We start from the raw sequence: 17,798 nt of genomic DNA on the forward strand, positions 1-17,798 counted from the left end.
TCCACCATGTGCTGTTGCGCAAATAGAATCAAGCAACTAATCTGTTGTCTTTGCGAACAAAGTGAAGCAATCCAGGTCGAAACTTGAACAAAGTAAGGAGATGGATTGCTTCGCTAACGCTCGCAAAGACGGCTTTTGGCGCAAACAACGCCTGGTAAATAGGTGAAGATCTCTTTGATCCAGATGTAGGAATGCCGCGACAAGTCGCGGCATGATGGAGCGGTAATTCAGGCAAGCAGGTCAGTTGATTGGCAACAGGCCTCATCTTGCTCTTAGTCGTCTTTGCGGCTGCTTAATTTTTCTTTGATACGAGCAGCACGGCCAGCCAGATCACGCAGATAATATAATTTGGCACGACGAACATCACCACGGCGTTTGACAGTAATGCTGTCGACGATTGGGCTGTAAGTCTGGAATACACGTTCTACACCGACGTTATGAGAAATCTTACGCACGGTGAAGGCTGAGTTTAAACCGCGGTTACGCTTGGCAATTACAACCCCTTCAAAGGCCTGTAAACGCTCACGAGTACCTTCTTTTACTTTTACTTGTACTAAAACGGTATCGCCCGGGCTGAAATCAGGAATATTTTTGCCTTGCATTTGCTCGGCATTCAGCTGATCAATAATGTTAGTCATGAATCATCACTCCTCAAGTATGGTCTGTCGCTGCAAGCTCAGGTATATATCGATGTCCATAGCTTGCCGGTTGTTACTTCTCTCGGTTATTCCGTGAGAGCATTCATTTTAAAAGCCTTTTAATGCTGCAAACAGTATGCTGCAGTAGAAAAATGCTCCGTTTTTTAGCAGGAATCACTGTGTTCATTTTGAAATTCACTCAGTAATTCCCTGTCCAAATCGTTTAATTCGATTTTTTCTAATAAATCCGGTCTTTTTAACCAGGTATTTCCTAAAGATGCCTTACGTCGCCAGCGTTCAATTTCTCGATGGTTACCATTCAGTAAAACGTCTGGAACCTTCTGCCCGTTAACCAGCGCGGGGCGGGTATAATGCGGACAATCTAGCAAGCCATTCATAAATGAATCCTGCTCTGCTGAGCCCGCGTGCCCCAAGCTGCCGGGCAGCAACCGCAAAATTGCATCAATAAAAATCATTGCGGCTAATTCTCCGCCGCTCATTACGAAATCGCCAACCGTCCACTCTTCATCGACGTGCTGCTGGATAATTCGCTCGTCTATCCCTTCATACCGACCTGCGATAAAAAGCAGAGGGGTTTTCTCCTGGGCAATTCTAATCAGGTCGTTCTGTTTAATCTGCCTGCCCTGCGGGCTCAAATAAATAGTACGGCACCCTGAAGGCAGAGCCGTTTTGGCATGCTCTATTGCGGCATGCAGGGGCTCATACATCATAACCATTCCAGGACCGCCTCCGTAAGGCTTGTCATCAATCTGACGATAAGGCCTTTTTGCCCAATCACGCGGCGTCCAGTATTCAATTCGGGCAAGGCCTTGTTCAAGCGCCCGTCCTGTTACACCATAGCTCAAACTGTCAAAAATTTCCGGAATGAGGCTAATCACACCAAGATGCAACATTAAAAATCCGCATCCCAGTCAACCAGAATCTGTTGCTGGCTTAAGTCGACCTTTATAACGTAATGACCAGGTAAATAGGGAATCAGATGACGGCGTTCACCATTTACAATCAGCACATCATTAGAGCCAGTCGCAATCACCTCGCTGACTGTACCCAATAGCTCATTGGATTGATTAATAACTTTCAGCCCAACAAGCTGGTGCCAGTAAAACTCATCTGGCTCTAGCACGGGTAATTGCTTGCTGCTTATCGCAATTTCCACATTGGTCAGTTTGGCCGCTTCTTCTCGCTCATTGTAACCTTTTACTCTTACGAGAATGTGTTTATCGCTGAGTTCAACCTGTGACAGCTCAACAGGTTGCCACTGTTTGGCGATAGAAATATGCCAGTCAGCATAGTCAAGAATATTATTACGGGGTTCAGTAAAGGAATGTACCGTAATAAGGCCCTTTATGCCATGAACTCGACCAAAACGACCTACAATTATCCAATCAGTTAAATCACTCACATTATTCAGCGTTAGCAGCTTTCTTATGTTCTTTAACAAGAGCGCTTACGCGATCGGATAATTGTGCACCCACGTTTAACCAATGCGTTAATTTATCCATTTCGATATGGAGACGAATGTCTTGTCCCTGAGCGACCGGGTTAAAATAACCAATGCGTTCAATGTAATTTCCATCACGACGTTTGCGGCTGTCTGTAACAACCATGTGATAAAATGGACGCTTTTTAGCGCCAGCTCTTGATAAACGTATAACGACCATTATTTTCCTCTTCTAAGAGTGGTTACGTAAAAATGCCGTGTATTGTACGAAAATTCACACGACATGTGAAGACATTCTGACAATTATTTGAAATCATCGGGTAAAATACCCTTCATTCCAGTAAGGCCGCCCAAGCCGCGCATCATTTGTTTTAAGGCGCCCGGCTTGGAAATTTTCTTCATCATCTTCTGCATTTGCTCATATTGTTTCAATAAGCGGTTAACATCCTGAATCTGTGTGCCTGAACCCTCTGCAATGCGCTTCTTGCGGGAGCCAATGATAATCTTGGGCAGGCGACGTTCTTTTTTGGTCATCGAATTAATAATAGCAATTGTTTTTGCCAATGCTTTATCATTCACTTGCGACATTGCCTGCTGTGGCAGCTGACTCATGCCGGGTAGTTTGCTCATCATACTGCTGATGCCGCCCATATTATTCATTTGCAATAACTGCTGCTTGAAATCTTCCAGATCAAAGCCTTTCCCTTTTTTGAGTTTCTGTGCCAGTTTCTCACTGCTTTTTTTATCCGCCTTACGCTCAACTTCTTCAATCAGCGTCAGGATATCGCCCATACCCAAAATCCGGGACGCGACACGGTCAGGATAGAAAGGTTCAAGGGCATCAATTTTCTCGCCAGTTCCCATAAACTTAATGGGCTGACCAGTGATTTCCTTCACGGATAAAGCCGCTCCGCCACGGGCATCACCATCGGTTTTGGTGAGGATAATACCTGTTAAGGGAAGGGCATCATGAAAGGCCTTGGCGGTATTGGCTGCATCCTGCCCAGTCATGCTGTCGACGACAAACAGAGTTTCAACGGGTTTGACCGTTTGATGCAATGCTTTGATTTCGTCCATCATGTCCTGATCGATATGCAGACGGCCTGCTGTATCGAAAATAACCACATCCATATATTGTTTTTTAGCATTATCGAGCGCGCGCTGAGCAATATCGAGCGGGTTTTCATGCGCCTGCGCTGGGAAAAAAGCAATATCAAGCTGTTCGGCGAGTAATTGCAACTGTTCAATGGCCGCAGGTCTGTAGACGTCTACGCTCACCAGCATGACTTTTTTATTTTCTTGCTCTTTTAAATAACGAGCGAGCTTGGCTGAAGTGGTTGTCTTACCGGAACCTTGCAAACCAGCCATAAGAAAAATAGCAGGGGGTTGCGTTTTAAAATTCAGTTCTGAGCGCTCACTGCCCAGAATGATAATTAATTCATCATGAACAATTTTGATCAGTGCCTGCTCGGGCTTGAGTTTATCATCGACTGCCTGGCCAAGTGTTTTTTCCCTGACTTTCTCTATAAATTGTTTAACAACAGGTAAAGCAACATCCGCTTCCAGTAAGGACATGCGCACTTCGCGAAGCGCCTGCTGTGTATTCTCTTCGGTAAAATGACTTTGTCCAGTGAGCGTTTTGAACGCCTGGTTCAACCGTTTGGTTAAATTATCAAACATGGAATGTCTGCCTGATTTCAAAAATAATCATAGTACCACAGGTGTTTCCCTCTGTGTAATCTTTACTTTATAAAGAGTATAATTCGGTTTGTTATTTAACCGGATAAGGAATCCAAGTGCAGTTTTCACTGGTCACATTATCGATTATTCTCTTTATTCTGATCCTGCTTTCCGCCTTTTTTTCGGGAACGGAAATCGGCATCATGTCGATTAATCGGTATCGCCTGAAGCATTGGGTTAAAACGAATCATCACCAGGCTGTTCGGGTTTCCAGGTTGCTGCAACGTCCCGATAAATTGCTGGGAGTGATTTTAATAGGTAATACCTTTGCCAATATCACGGCCTCCATGATTGCTACTCTGATAGGTCAGAGGCTGTACGGAAATGCCGGGGTCGCCCTGGCGACCCTTGTACTCACTTTGATTATTCTGGTTTTGGCGGAAATGGTTCCCAAAACGCTGGCGGCATTGCATCCCCAGCAGGTAGCGTTTCGCTCCTCTTTGCCATTGTTGCTTCTACAAAAAATTCTGGCGCCGCTGGTTTATCTGATTAGCACTATCACTAATTGGATTTTACGTCTGTTTGGTATCTCTCTGGATAAAGCTCAGCGAGAAGCCTTAAGCGCTGAGGAGTTGCGTTCTGTCGTTAATGAGGCGGGCGGTTTATTGCCCGCCGAGCATCAGGGGATGCTGATTAGTTTACTGGATCTTGAAGAGGCGACCGTTGAAGACATCATGATACCCAAGGCTGATGTGATTGGCATTGATTTGGAGCAGCCCTGGCATCAGATTCTTGATGAGCTGGAAACGGCTCAGCATACCCGCCTGCCTCTGTTTCGTCACAGCATTGATGATTTGCTTGGAATGGTGCACGTGCGCAATGTGTTAAATCTTGTTCTTGAAGAAAGGCTGGACAAGGACAGTCTATTGAAAATTGCGGACGCGCCTTATTTTGTTCCCGAGGCCACGCCTTTAAATGTGCAGCTTTTGAATTTTCGCAAGGAAAAAAAGCGCAGTTGTTTCGTGGTGGACGAATATGGTGATTTGCAGGGGCTGGTTACAATAGAAGATATTCTCGAAGAGGTGATTGGTGAATTTACAACGGACATCGCCGCCCTGAGTAAAGACATTGTGCAGGAAAATGAAGAGACTATTATTGTCGACGCCAGCATCACTCTCAGGCATTTGAAACGCGGTTTAGGCTGGCAATTACCCATGATTGGGCCGCGCACACTCAGTGGACTTATTATTGAGCATTTGGGTTATATTCCTACAGCTGATAGTTGCCTGCAAATTGAAGATTTTCAAATCGAGATCCTTAGGGTAGGGGATAATATGGTTAAAACGGCAAGAATACGAAAAGTAAACAGGACGAGCGAAACCAAAGTCAAACCCTGAGGCACTGAGCTTCAGGATTTAACCCTGTCTTTGCGTTTGCTGTTGATCAGCAGATAAATACCGGGCAGTACAAAGAGTGTAAACAAAGTGCCGATTGCCAGGCCACTGACTAACACTGTTCCAATTGCATGTCGTGACTCAGCGCCCGCATCCTGGGATAGCAGTAAGGGGATTGCACCAAAAATCATCGCCCCCGTTGTCATTAATATAGGACGCAGGCGAAGAGTACAAGCCTGCCTCACGGCCTCATGGGCAGCAAGCCCTTTCGCACGAAGCTGATTGGCGAACTCCACAATCAAAATACCATGCTTACTAATCAGCCCAATTAAAGTGATTAAACCCACCTGTGAATAGACATTCAGTGATTGCCCGGAGAAATAGGTAGCGGCTAAGGCCCCTGAACAGGCTAGGGGTACGGTAAATAGAATAATTAGCGGATCAATAAAATTTTCAAATTGAATCGACAAAATGGCATAAATAAACAAAATCGATAAAAGTAACAGGAACAGCATGGTATGAGACGATTCGTTATACGCTTTTGCAGCACCGCTCCAGGTCAGTTTGTATTGGGAAGGCAATTCAGTTTTGGATAATTTCCATAACTGCTTCATTGCCTTATCAATAGATTTCTTGGCAGGAAACTGGACATGCAAGGTGGTGGAGCGCATTTGCTTATAGTGTTCAAGGGTGGCTGGCTGGGATTTAGCATTCATAGCGGTAAATGCTCCCAGGGAAACCCGCTTGCCCTCCGGGGTGGTTAGATAAAGCTCGTTTAAGGTCCAGGGAGCACGATTGCCTTTAACTGTTAAATTGTAAAGCACACTATCTTTTTGAAAAGTAAGTGATTTATCGGCACTGAAAAACACTTCAATGGTTTTGGCGACCTGGGCGGGGGTTAATCCCAGTTTACTTAAGGCATTATTATCGAGCTCAATGGAGTAACCGAGAGTATCCAGACGTAAATCGTAACTTGCAGATTCAAATTGTCCGCTGCTGTCGAGCACCGCTTTTAATTTTTCAACATGATCAAATAAATCACGAAAGCTGTCAGGTGTTGAAATAATCAGAGAAAGTTCAGCTCCCTGGCCTGCATCATCAATCCCTGGCAAACCAGTATTCCAGCTCCACACGGAAGGATCTACGGAGGGAATGTCTTTAAACTGTGGGCGCAGATGTTCAACGATCTGCTCTGCCGATTGTGATCTCTGAGAATGAGGTTTCAGCGGGAGTAAAATACTAGCGCCCCAATCACCCATAAAAGTTAATTTGTAATCCGATTCTTTGATGGCGTTAGTGGTTTTTTCAAACGCACTGACTTTTTCATCCAAATCATCCAGGGATTCGCTGCTAAGAGGCGGCGTATAAATGCCAACCAGGCCGCGATCTTCCTTGGGAGCGGTTTCTGCAGGGGTATTATAATATAACAGAATGCAAATGCTGATGGTGAGGATTGAGGCCAGTGCTGCAAACCAGCGTTTGCTGAGGACAAGCGTAAGCGCATGGTTGTACCGTTTTGTCAGGTTTGCCAACAGTGTGTCAATTTGAGGCCAACGGGGCGTTGCATGATGACCCAGAAATTTTGCACACATGAGCGGTGATAAGGTAAGAGCCACCATGCCGGAGACAAAAACGCTGCCGGCCAAAGCCACCGCGAACTCAACAAATAACTGGCCAAGCATCCCATCAATGAAAGCAAAAGGCATGTAAACGCTGGCAAGGGTAAAGGTCATCGCTATAATGGCGAAGCCAATTTCTTTGGCACCCAGTATTGCCGCATTCAATGCAGTTTCACCTTTTTCAATGTGACGCCAGATGTTTTCCAGAACAATGATGGCATCATCAACGACCAAGCCTATCGCAAGCACCATTGCTAAGAGCGTCATTAAGTTGATCGAGAAACCGAACAGCTTTAGAAAAATCATAGCGCCGAGCAATGAAATGGGAATGGTTACCAGAGGAATGAGTGTGGCACGCCAATTTCTCAGGAAAAGAAAAACAATAATAAGAACCAAAATGACTGCTTCAAGAATTGCCGATTGAATATTATGCAAAGAGGCATTAATAAATTGCGATTGATCCAGAATAATACTGGCATGGACTGAAGAGGGGAGGCTTTGCTGGACCGCCTGCAGGGTCGCTCGAACTTGCCTGGAAACCTCAATAGGGTTGGCGTCATTCGCGCGATTGATGGATAATACGATACCCGAATGGCCATTGACGCGCACTCGAAACTGGCTGTTATCGCTCATCAATTGAATATCGGCAATTGATTTTAAAAAAACAGGATGTTTTTTATCTGCTTTGATGAGCAGGTTTTCATAATCCTCAACAGATTTTAAGTCAGAGTTCAGGGTGCTCGGTATTTTGTTTTGATAATTACCTGCCGGTAATGAAACACGGCTTCGTTCAAGGGCGCTCATTACCTCATCTACATTGATGCCAAACGCGTATAATTTTTTAGGATCAAGGCTGATATTATAAGTATAAGGCTGTCCCCATACTCTCACTGATGAAACGCCTGGAACACTGCGAAACTCATTTTTTAAGCGGAGATTGGCAAAATGGGTGAGATCGGCGAAAGCTAACGTCCTGGATTCAATCGCGATTCCAATAAATGGCAGACCAGTATTTTGGCGCTGGCGCTCGATGCGGGGGGATTTTACTTCGGCGGGTAAGTAGGATTTCGCCAGACCTACCGCGTCCTGGGTGGCGCTTAATGCTCTGTCCATCGGAGTGCCGGTGCGAAAGCTCAGAGTGATTTCAGAAGAGCCGCTTTGTGATTGAGAGGTGATGGTGTCCAGACCTTCAATCCCTGATAAATTGTCTTCAAGTATATTGGTAACAGCGGTTTCGACCAAATCCGGACTGGCGTTGGGGTAATTGGTACTAACACTGATCGTTGGAAAGGTGATGTCAGGATATTCTCTGAGTGAGAGCGACTGAATGCACAGTAACCCCACTACCACAACGAGTGCGTTAAGAATAATGGTTATGACCGGATGTTTAATGAAATAACTGGTGATTTTCATAATGAGGCATTTTTTGTTGGCTGTGGTTTGAATTCACTGACTGACATTCCTGGATATAGGCGCTCCTGCCCTTTAATAATCAGTTTCTGCCCCTCTTGCAAGCCTTCAGTAATTTCTACCGTCGATTTATCTTTGAGTCCCGTTTTAATGGATGCCAGTTTGATTTTTCCATTATCAAGAATGTAGACGAATGGAGCGCCATTTCGGAGAAAAATGGCGGATGAGGGTACCACGATTACATTTTTCTGTTCGCGTACAAGCAAATCCAGTTCCACGGTTGAACCAATCAGACAATCTTTGCAAACAATGTCGATATCGGCAGGGCACATGTGCGTTTCTTCATCCAGCATTGCCTGCACATGGGAAAGTTTATAATTCCGGTTCAATAATTTCACGGGTTGCCCCACCCGTATTGTTGGGAGGGTGCTGCAAGGCAGATCGATATCGACGGCCAGCGATTTGGGATCATAGATAGTAACGATTGCATCTCCCTGGGTGACTTGCATGCCTTCACGTTTTTTGTAGACACCAATCACGCCATCAAAAGGCGCATAAAAACGCAGATTGTCCAAATCAAGCTTTGCCTGAGCTAATTCTTTCTGGGCGGTAAGCCAGATTTGTTTTTGCTCATCGGCCTCTTTCGGACTGACATAGCCTTTTTTAATCAACGCGGGATCCGCAAGGCGCTGATATTGCTGACGAGCAATTTGCTCAGCAGTTTCTGATAATTGCAGGGATTTTTCATTATCTGGATTATCGATTTTGGCAATTAATCCATTTTTGGAAATTGTTTCGCCGGGGTTGGCCATGATATCGAGAATTCCGCTGCCTTTTGCGGTTAACACCGCAACATGCTTGGGCCTAATAGTACCTAGTAAATGAATGGTCTCGTGAATATCGGCTTTTTTTAATGTCAGTGTTTCAACTACTTTTACCGGGTTGCTATTGTCCTTGGCAGAGCTTGTATGAAAAAGCCAATAGGCAATAATCACAAGAGACAATATCACAAAAAGGATGTGTTTTTTGGTTAATCGAATTGGCTTAACTCTAAAATTTGCCATCATCGGACTCTCTAATCATTGGTAATATCTGAGCGAGGATGGATTATCCTAACACAACTACGGTAGAGATTGGACAACTTATTGATAAGGTATTTTAATGGGATTCCACTGACTCTTTCAGCACTTCGACCGGTGCTGTAAATAAATACCCGCCATTACGAATCGTTTTTATCAGGGCGGGTTTTTTGGCATCCAGTTCAATTTTCTGCCTTAAACGACTAATTTGAACGTCAATACGGCGATCGAATGGATGGAGATCGGAGTGTTTGGTGATCTGTAACAAAAACTCTCGCCCCAGGACTTGCTGCGGCTGCCGAACGAATGCATGAAGCAGGTCATACTCCCCCGCGCTTAACAGAAGCTCATGGTGATCATTGCTAAAAACCTGTCGAGATGCTGGATAAAGACGCCACTCTGAAAAAAGTAATACTTCTTTTTCTGCTTCTGCATTTTGATTTGCCCTTGCGACTCGTCGGCTGATCGCTCCGATACGAGCATGCAATTCGCGCGGATGAATTGGTTTAACCAGAAAATCATCAGCTCCGGCTTCAAGCATGTTTACACAGAGTTTTTCATTGACTTGATTGCTGATAACAATTAGCGGCACATTGAAACGTTCATAGATCTGATGAATTTTGGCCGGGTTTGCTTCAAGAAGTGTTGCCGAAATAAGCAAGGCGACAGGCACTTCACAAGTTGTTTCAAGTTCTGACAAGCTCTTAATCGAGACAATATTAAAATTGAATTTATTAAAATAATCAGCCATTTGGCTTTCCGGGAGCGCATCGTCAATGAAAAGCAGGGACTTGCGATGCATGGGCATAAATAAACTCCAGTAATTTTCAACAGACAGTATTTTGACAATTATATACCTATTACACTTTAATTTCATCGCGTGTTAAAGGAGTCTGGACCTTCATTTTCGACTGAAAATTGTTATTGTTCAAAGCCTTGGGACTAAGCTACAATCAATAATAAGCGCCCGAGGGACATAGGGAATGGGGGATAATGCTTTAAGACTTTACCTACGTAGGCTCTAATAGGATGGTTAAATTTTGTGACCATCTCTCAGGGACAAGCCGAGGGACGTAGAGAGTAGTGGTGAAGGCCTTAAGGCAGCGCCATTAGGCCAAGGGCCCAACTTACAATAATTCCTAAATTAATGGCAGTGAGGCCAGACACAGTTACAGTTTAGCAATACTTTCAGAGAGGGGGCAGGAGGTAAGGGATGACAGAAACCATGCATGTACCGTTACCTTGGTTGATTGATGAAAATTGCCGATTAAAGGCTGAATTAAAATATGCGATTAAAATTAACGAGGCTAAGCTGAAACCTTTGCTGGAATCGTCGCCGACCCCGTCCTACAAAACGAGCAGTATTGTTGAATATTGCCATCAGCTAATTGGACTGTATGAAAAATTATCCCGTCTGAACTCCTCTGTAGCTAATCCCGTTTGGGAGTCACCGCTTTTGTTTGAAACAATTTATTCACAATGTATTGCCAGAATTGAAAAATGCCGCATTAAATGGAGGCAGGGCAGTACTGATGAAAATGAAGCCCGAAGCGTTGATAGCTTATTATTTTACTACAGGAATTTAATAGCCTTGGTCCTTGACCACGATCCAAAGGGTAATTGCGGCGATAATGAACTGCTGGCTCCCTTACTGAGAAAAATAATACAGGCGAAATCCGTTAGTGAATGGCTTGGCGCAATTATTCATTTTGCCAATCGCTTTAATGACAAGGTCAGTATGGCCAAAGAGCAGTTTTTGCATTTAAACGAACGCGATTGTCTGGGTTTTTATCAGCAATTGACTGATCCTGAATATGTCGAGCTGGTCAATGCCCTGTTTTTTTATAAAACGCAACCGGGATTGTTATACGGAAATCGATTGAGTACCGAAAAGGAAATCGAAGTTAAAAATACGCTCTGTCAGTTACATTATTTTATCGAGGTCATTCATCAAACGATTTTGCATAATCTAAAACAGCGTGGCTATAATCCCGTGCAGGATTATCTTTTTCATGGAGATGAATTACCTCCCGGGATTTGCGTTCAAATAAATGAGATGACAAGAGAAATTATCAAGGCGGCTCTCCAGCAATGCGAAATGCCCAATTTCCTGTCCACCAATGATCTTATCCATCAGGGCCTTAATGATTTGTTTCGTGCGTATAAATACTGGTTTAATCCCAATCGCCTGATTGACGCCGCTATGTATCTGCGAAGTCAGTTGGTCTCTCCTGTATCAGAACCGGAAGGCAATGAATTTTTACAGCAAATGATTATTCTCTATCAGCAGCTAAGCACAGAGCAATGTATCGACCTGTATGGTTATTTTTCAAATAAAGATACACGCTATTTGCTCAGAACTTTACAGGCTGCGGCGCAGGGTCAGATGATTCGTGATGTGGAGTTGCTCAAGGAAAATGAGCGATTAGCAGTCATTCGTGTCTACCAGGTTATGGAAGACTTGATGGCCGCTTTACTATGCGAATTAAAAAATCGCCATATTCTAATGGCGGCTTACCCTGATTTCAAACATGATACAGTAGTAAAGCCTGGAAGGCGAAACCTGCAGGCTCTAAGCCGTATTCTGACGCTTTATTCATCACCAGAGATGAATAAGAATTCGAGGCTGGAGACATTATTTAAGTCCTTGGAAAAGCTTCAGCAGGGATAGACAAGCCTTCCGCGGGCGGTCGTCACCCCGTTCATGTGGGAGGATTAGAAATCTTCGGCATCTCTTTAAACGCTGGCGGAGTTTGCGGATAACTTGACAATTGCTTCTGGTAAAAATTAAGCAATTGTTCGAGCAGTTTTTGTCTCGGTGAGTGTTTTGCGAAAGCCGACTGGGCCTCATCAGTCCATTCCCCGGTTTTTAAATTCAGGATCACCGTAATATAGGTCTCATTATCGGGATAAAGAGCAAGCAGCCAATCGCCATCCAATATTCCATAAAGCTTCATTGCATCGATAAGCGGCCAGCGATCGGGACGAATTTCAAGATCATCGGTTTGTGGATTCACCCAGAAAAGCAGTTTGCCATATTCGACTGCTTTTTCATTACTTAGAGCAGAGTTGGGTAGAAATCCGCTTTCGAGCATAACCGGTCGGCTTTGCTCATTCAAATGGGTTTGTGTTCCTAAAAAACCTGCCAGTGATACGCCGTCAGATACCAAGGTTGGGTGAATTTTAAGATAAGAGTAGACAGTGGGTGCGATGTCCATTAATACCACACGGTCCTGCACAGTTTTTACTGGGCTAATGGTTGCCCCCTGCTGAAAACTTACCATACCCAGAACACAGAAAAACTGGTCCGGACTTAATAAATCGGAGCCATGTCCGGCGCTGCGTTGTAATTCAGTAGCGGTTTTTTGAGGAAAATAGGACTCGAGGCGACTTGAGCCGGTGCCCTGATATAGCCGGGGATCGATTTTCCTGGAGCCTTTTTTATATAAGACTTCACCATGATCACTTAATAAAATAAGAAGACTGTTATCAGTGATTGCGGTTTTTTGCAGGAACTCAACCAATGTTTTAACTTGCTGATCGACTTTATGCAGCGCTGTAAAATAAAGTCCCTCCCGCTCTTCCAGACTATATTCATTTTTAACTTGTGCTGCAGAAGAGGCTGCCCAGGCATAGGGCCAATGAGGTAAGGTAAAATGTACGGCTAAAAAAACAGGTTTTTTAGTATTAAGCTCAAGAATGGAGTGCTGTAATTCCTTATCGAAGGTTTCGGGATAATAGGCAAAATGTCCGGCGCGATTCATGTAATTGTAAGGAAGCAGCCAGCGGCTAAGGCGAAAATTAATTAGAAAATTGCTGAGCGGAAAATCATAAAAGGAGCCTAGCAGTACATCATTGGCGCCAATTTTAGGGCCGACAATTTTTTGAAAACCAAACTCTTCCCCCAAATTATTAAATCGTCTGTCGTCTGTGGCAAAAATAGTTTGATACCCCGCATTCTTCAAAGTCCAGGCAAAGCTTGCGGCACTGTCAATTTCTTTCTTTGAGATAAGATTTTCTCTGGCGCGATGATGAAGTGGATGAAGTCCGGTTAAAATGCTTGCCCAGGCAGAATAAGTTCGCGCCAAAGGACTGACCGTGTTGGTAAAATGCACGCTCTTGTCAAGAAATTGAGCGATGAATGGGGTATGAGCCTTGCTAACCTGGTCTGGACTTAAAGAATCGACGCCGATAATGATAATATTGGGCGATTTACTGGTGCTGAAACGGGTCTCTTTTTTTGGCCAGGGCAGGAGTAGAATAATCAGTAATATTGTTATGCTGATACTCACTTTTGTATTTAGCAAACAGAGTCGATAAAGGCTAATCAGACTTGCCAGCAATAATAAGCCCAATGAGATCAGAAGGGCTGTAGTGATCAGAAAGAGCGGAAGTCCCGGAACAAACAATTTGCTAAAGGCGCTTAAGGGAAAAAAATAGCAGTTAAGGCTTAGAATGGCACTCAGAGAAGTGATTAGGATAGTAAGAATGCGCCGGTCCAGGTGCTTTTGGGAGATGGGTATCGGTGTAATTCCCCACAATAAGAAAACCTGAAACAGAGCCAGGAGAGCGTGCAGGATAATTTGCAGCAAAAAGGCGGCAATTAACTCTGCATAAACTTTCCAGGGCAAGGTTACAGCGTGGATAAAACTGGCACTTAACGAGAAGCTGTAAATAAGTTGGAATAAGAGAAATAACAGGTTAAATCCTGCAAAGCTATAAATGCCCTGTTTTATAATCTGCCTAAAACGCGTTACCATCCGATGAGTAGAATATTCGTTAACCCTAATGGCATTCTGAGCTTGAAAGGCTGGAATAGCAAGTAATCTTAACCCGCCTGATTTTTAACAGTTGTATTCAAATGCCAGTTGTAAACATAATTGTCGATGGTATTAACATGCTTTAACTGATGTTTTAGCGGTTCTTTGGCAAATTGCCTGATATGATTAATTACATTTTGTTTGGTTTCCCCAAAATCCTCACTAAACCAGTCGTATATTTTGGAAACGACCAATTCACCCTCAATAACCTGCACGCCTCGCAAAGAATTGACATAGTCAAAGGCCGCCAGATTTAATTGCTGTTCCAGTTTTTCGCCGGTATAAACCTGCTTCCCCAGGTTTGGAGCACCAATCGCGCCATTATTCAAGGCATAATGGCAACGAGAGTCATTCCATATAGGGCGAATGATACGATTCTGAATTTCGTCCAGAGATAATGAAATATTATTGACAGTAATCAGTTTGGCCCCCCAGGGTCCAATACTGAATAAACCGGGCGAGATATTGATTTCATCGATGCTGTTTACCGGGAAATAACTGGCAACAGTATGCACGGTTATTGCGTTATACACATTGATCCAGTAAGCGAGTTGCTCTGCTCGATTGTACTCGCTGATATTAATGCCTGACATTCGCTCAATGTATTTTTTTAATAGCAGACGATCGGTTTCCCTGACATTGGGATAATCAATCAGATTGATTCCTTCTTCATTGGTAATGAGATGTTTTTGCAGAAATTCCTGCCATTCTGAATGTTGAATAACTGCTTTGGACAATGGATTGTTAACTTCCCAGATAGGCCATAAGCTTTTGTTGAAAGAGGCAAAGATATTACCTGTTATAAAAAGCAATAAAAAAAGAACTGTAATTCTAAGGCTTTTACTCATTCACAAGGGCTCGATTACGTAGTGCATTACCAATAGTAGTGACATCCAGGAACTCCAGCTCGCCGCCAGAGGGGATCCCCCGTGCCAGCTGACTGATGCGAATGCTGCAGTCGCTAAACAATTCTCGAATAAAATGGGTGGTGGTTTGAGCTTCAACCGATGGACTCAGGGCAAGGATAATTTCCTCAATTTGCTCTGACAGTGCCAGGTGGCGTAAGCGCGGCAAGCCGATGTCCTCAGGACCCAATCCATCAAGTGGGGAAATTTTACCCATGAGTACAAAATATTTTCCTTTAAACACTCTGCTCTGTTCGATTGCAGCCACATCAGCAGGTGTTTCAACGACACATAAGACAGTGTGCTCACGGCCATTATCACGGCATAATGAACATAATTCGGTTTCTGTATAATTGTTACAACGTTCGCAATGCCTGATTTGCTGCATGGCTTGCTCCAGACAGGCAGCAAGATGCAGGCCGCGTTGACGCTGGTGTTGCAGCAGGTGAAAAACCATGCGCTGGGCGGATTTTGGACCCACCCCTGGTAAACAGCGCAGTGCCTCAACTAGCCTGGTCAACGCATTCATAAAACTTATTATTCCTTGTCTTTTTCTTTCATGAAATCGGTTGGAATATTCAGTCCGGCAGTCAGTTGGCTGATTTCTTCTTTAGATGCTTTTTCAACTTTACGATTGGCATCATTAATAGCTGCTGCAATTAAATCTTCCAGCATGCTAACTTCTTCATCAAGCAGGGAAGGATTAATTTTTACTTCGACCGCATCATGGTTGCCTTTCATTTTAATACGCACCAAGCCGCCGCCAGATTCGCCGCTAACGGTCAGCAAATTCAATTTTTGTTGTGCTTCCTGCATTTTTTGCTGCATTTTTTGGGCTTCTTTCATTAGATTGCCAAGATTTTGATTAATATCCATGTGTAGCTACCTCATTCAAGTTGATTAACTAATTATAATGTATCTTTGTTAGGTACAATAGAATTTTTGACGATCTCTCCGGAAAACTCCTGAATTAACTGTTGTAAAAAAGGGTCTTCCTCTAAGTGTTTTTCTGCTTCCTGCATGTTTTTTGTTTGCTCTATTTGTTTAACCTGCGCGGGTGAACTTTGTATGGTTTCCTGAACACTCAGATTAATACGGATATTGGTTTTATAAAATGCAGACAGAGTTTGTTCTATTCGTTGTGTAATCCCGGGCGAAAACAGGGAGTGGTGTCCCTTGGCGACTTGCAAAAAAATATCCTTGTCGCTGCGTTTAATAAATTCAGCATTTTCTACTGCAGTCAGGGCTAGTCCGCTCAATTTTAACTGGGGTATAATTTGCGCCCAGTTTTCCTCGACGAGAGTCGGAGCTGTATTAATTGCAACCTCCTGAGCCTCTGAAGGTAAAGGCATGGCCTTAACGGGTGTTTCTTCTAAATGCATGACAATTTCCTGCGGGGGAATTGCAATATCTTCAGATGGTCCTGGCTCATCCCGGGAAATTTCCTCTGCTTGGGCAAAAGCCTTAAGCGGTTCTGGTGTTCTGGAAAGGGGAGCTGACTCTAATTGCTCACCTGTAAGCGGAGGAATGACAGGGGAGGTAACCGGCTTGAAACTAAGCATGCGGAGCAGTGTCATTTCAAAACCGATTAAAAGGCTGGGAGCCAAATGAATCTCATCAATGCCTTTAAGGGCAATCTGATAAAACAATTGCACATCTGCTGGTGTTATTTGCTTTGACAGGCTTTGCGTCTCAACTGGAAAATCAAGCAAAGGATGAGAACCAGATAACGCCTGGCTGACCGAAATCTGGTGAAGATGATTGATCAGTTCTTCAAGAACAAAAATAAAATGCCCCCCTTCGGCAGCAATCTGGCGGCTTATTTTAATAATGCTTCCCGCATCTTCAGCAAGCAAAGCTTGCAGCAGCAGCAGGGCATAATCTTGTTTTGTATGTCCTAAAAGGCTTTTCACAATTTCAGCGGTCAAATGATTATCAGCAGTCGCAATAGCCTGGTCAAGTATACTAAGTGCATCCCGCATGCTGCCTTTAGCCGCTCGCGCAATAATCTCAAGAGCCTGATGTTCAAAACTGTAGTTTTCTTCTTTAAGAATAAGTTCCATCTGACTAATGATAACCGCAGGCTGCAATGGTTTAAGATTGAATTGTAAGCAACGGGATAGAACAGTTGCAGGCAGCTTCTGCGGATCGGTGGTCGCTAACAAAAACTTGACATGTGCAGGGGGTTCTTCCAGTGTCTTGAGTAAGGCATTAAAACTATGCTGCGAAAGCATATGAACTTCGTCGATCAAATAGATCTTGTAGCGGCCTGTCGTTGTCGCATATTGTACATTTTCCAGAAGTTCACGAGTGTCTTCAACACGTGTTTTTGAGGCGCCGTCGATTTCAATCAAATCGATAAACCGGCCCTGCTCAATGGCGAGGCATGTATCACAGGAAAGGCAGGGTTCGGCACTGACACCTAGTTCACAATTAAGTGCTTTGGCCATTAAGCGCGCGATACTGGTTTTCCCCACGCCGCGGGTTCCAGTGAAAAGATAGGCATGATGAATACGTTGCTGGGCCAGTGATTTGCTAATGGCTTTATTAATATGTTCTTGGCCAACCAGTTGCGAGAAAGAACGTGGCCGCCATTTACGCGCCAGCGCAAGATAACTCATAGACATTCTTTAGTAATATGGCGGCAGCTTCAGAAGCCACACCTCGGCGCCCGAATCAATTACTACCGCTGCTCCCTTCCGGGCCTGACGGGGTTCATAATCTATCGTCGCGTGGGGACCAATGAAGCCACCATTGTTCAATTCCGAAGATTAACAAAAAAAGCAGAGAA

15 protein-coding genes and 1 other RNA gene are annotated in these 17,798 nt (G+C 44.1%); 2 read left to right on the plus strand and 14 right to left on the minus strand.

Annotated features, from left to right (window positions below; all coding sequences use genetic code 11):
* Positions 1 to 272 precede the first annotated feature (272 nt).
* The 5 genes from rplS to ffh form a co-directional block, all read right to left on the minus strand.
* Positions 273 to 638 (minus strand): 50S ribosomal protein L19, encoded by a 366-nt coding sequence (gene rplS, locus DYH61_RS01520; RefSeq protein WP_058507996.1) that lies wholly within the window; start codon positions 636 to 638, stop codon positions 273 to 275.
* A 164-nt stretch (positions 639 to 802) separates the two neighbouring features.
* Entirely contained in the window at positions 803 to 1,552 is a 750-nt protein-coding gene (gene trmD / locus DYH61_RS01525; protein WP_058507997.1) for a tRNA (guanosine(37)-N1)-methyltransferase TrmD, read from the minus strand.
* Positions 1,552 to 2,061, minus strand: a complete 510-nt coding sequence (rimM, locus tag DYH61_RS01530; RefSeq protein ID WP_058507998.1) for a ribosome maturation factor RimM — start codon at positions 2,059 to 2,061, stop codon at positions 1,552 to 1,554. The genes trmD and rimM overlap by 1 nt, the downstream gene beginning before the upstream one ends.
* A 1-nt stretch (position 2,062) precedes the next feature.
* Positions 2,063 to 2,320 carry a 30S ribosomal protein S16 gene (gene rpsP, locus DYH61_RS01535; RefSeq protein WP_058507999.1) on the minus strand — a complete coding sequence of 86 codons (258 nt, stop codon included), beginning with the start codon at positions 2,318 to 2,320 and terminating at the stop codon, positions 2,063 to 2,065.
* An 83-nt stretch (positions 2,321 to 2,403) separates the two neighbouring features.
* Complete coding sequence (gene ffh, locus DYH61_RS01540; RefSeq protein ID WP_058508000.1) at positions 2,404 to 3,780, minus strand: signal recognition particle protein; 1,377 nt, start codon at positions 3,778 to 3,780, stop codon at positions 2,404 to 2,406.
* A 116-nt stretch (positions 3,781 to 3,896) separates the two neighbouring features.
* On the opposite strand from ffh, the gene DYH61_RS01545 reads away from it, so the two are divergent.
* Positions 3,897 to 5,177 carry an HlyC/CorC family transporter gene (locus DYH61_RS01545; protein ID WP_058508001.1) on the plus strand — a complete coding sequence of 427 codons (1,281 nt, stop codon included), beginning with the start codon at positions 3,897 to 3,899 and terminating at the stop codon, positions 5,175 to 5,177.
* A gap of 11 nt (positions 5,178 to 5,188) precedes the next feature.
* Here DYH61_RS01545 and DYH61_RS01550 read toward each other — a convergent pair whose 3' ends face one another.
* From DYH61_RS01550 to DYH61_RS01560, 3 genes are all read right to left on the minus strand, one after another.
* Complete coding sequence (locus DYH61_RS01550) at positions 5,189 to 8,206, minus strand: efflux RND transporter permease subunit (RefSeq protein ID WP_058508002.1); 3,018 nt, start codon at positions 8,204 to 8,206, stop codon at positions 5,189 to 5,191.
* A complete protein-coding gene (locus DYH61_RS01555; RefSeq protein WP_065236164.1) occupies positions 8,203 to 9,270 on the minus strand; it encodes an efflux RND transporter periplasmic adaptor subunit in 1,068 nt (355 codons plus the stop codon). Before DYH61_RS01555 ends, DYH61_RS01550 begins: the two co-directional genes overlap by 4 nt.
* A 91-nt stretch (positions 9,271 to 9,361) precedes the next feature.
* The gene (locus DYH61_RS01560) at positions 9,362 to 10,090 is read right to left on the minus strand and encodes a winged helix-turn-helix domain-containing protein (protein WP_058508004.1); all 729 of its coding nucleotides are present in this window, start codon (positions 10,088 to 10,090) and stop codon (positions 9,362 to 9,364) included.
* Positions 10,091 to 10,495: 405 nt separating this feature from the next.
* Between DYH61_RS01560 and DYH61_RS01565 the strand changes: the two genes are divergently transcribed.
* Positions 10,496 to 11,953 carry a hypothetical protein gene (locus DYH61_RS01565; protein ID WP_058508005.1) on the plus strand — a complete coding sequence of 486 codons (1,458 nt, stop codon included), beginning with the start codon at positions 10,496 to 10,498 and terminating at the stop codon, positions 11,951 to 11,953.
* A gap of 31 nt (positions 11,954 to 11,984) precedes the next feature.
* Here DYH61_RS01565 and DYH61_RS01570 read toward each other — a convergent pair whose 3' ends face one another.
* From DYH61_RS01570 to ffs, 6 genes are all read right to left on the minus strand, one after another.
* The gene (locus tag DYH61_RS01570; RefSeq protein WP_160037288.1) at positions 11,985 to 13,913 is read right to left on the minus strand and encodes a sulfatase-like hydrolase/transferase; all 1,929 of its coding nucleotides are present in this window, start codon (positions 13,911 to 13,913) and stop codon (positions 11,985 to 11,987) included.
* Between the two features lie 197 nt (positions 13,914 to 14,110).
* A complete protein-coding gene (locus DYH61_RS01575) occupies positions 14,111 to 14,950 on the minus strand; it encodes a DUF547 domain-containing protein (protein WP_058508007.1) in 840 nt (279 codons plus the stop codon).
* Entirely contained in the window at positions 14,943 to 15,536 is a 594-nt protein-coding gene (gene recR / locus DYH61_RS01580) for a recombination mediator RecR (protein ID WP_058508008.1), read from the minus strand. The genes DYH61_RS01575 and recR overlap by 8 nt, the downstream gene beginning before the upstream one ends.
* 8 nt (positions 15,537 to 15,544) lie before the next feature.
* Positions 15,545 to 15,883, minus strand: a complete 339-nt coding sequence (locus tag DYH61_RS01585) for a YbaB/EbfC family nucleoid-associated protein (protein ID WP_058508009.1) — start codon at positions 15,881 to 15,883, stop codon at positions 15,545 to 15,547.
* A gap of 32 nt (positions 15,884 to 15,915) precedes the next feature.
* Positions 15,916 to 17,628: a DNA polymerase III subunit gamma/tau gene (dnaX, locus tag DYH61_RS01590; RefSeq protein ID WP_058508010.1), complete on the minus strand. Its 1,713-nt coding sequence runs from the start codon at positions 17,626 to 17,628 to the stop codon at positions 15,916 to 15,918.
* A 27-nt stretch (positions 17,629 to 17,655) separates the two neighbouring features.
* Positions 17,656 to 17,752: signal recognition particle sRNA small type (gene ffs / locus DYH61_RS01595), an RNA gene on the minus strand.
* Positions 17,753 to 17,798 lie beyond the last annotated feature (46 nt).

The sequence above is a fragment of the Legionella quinlivanii genome (assembly GCF_900461555.1).
Taxonomy (GTDB): domain Bacteria; phylum Pseudomonadota; class Gammaproteobacteria; order Legionellales; family Legionellaceae; genus Legionella_C; species Legionella_C quinlivanii.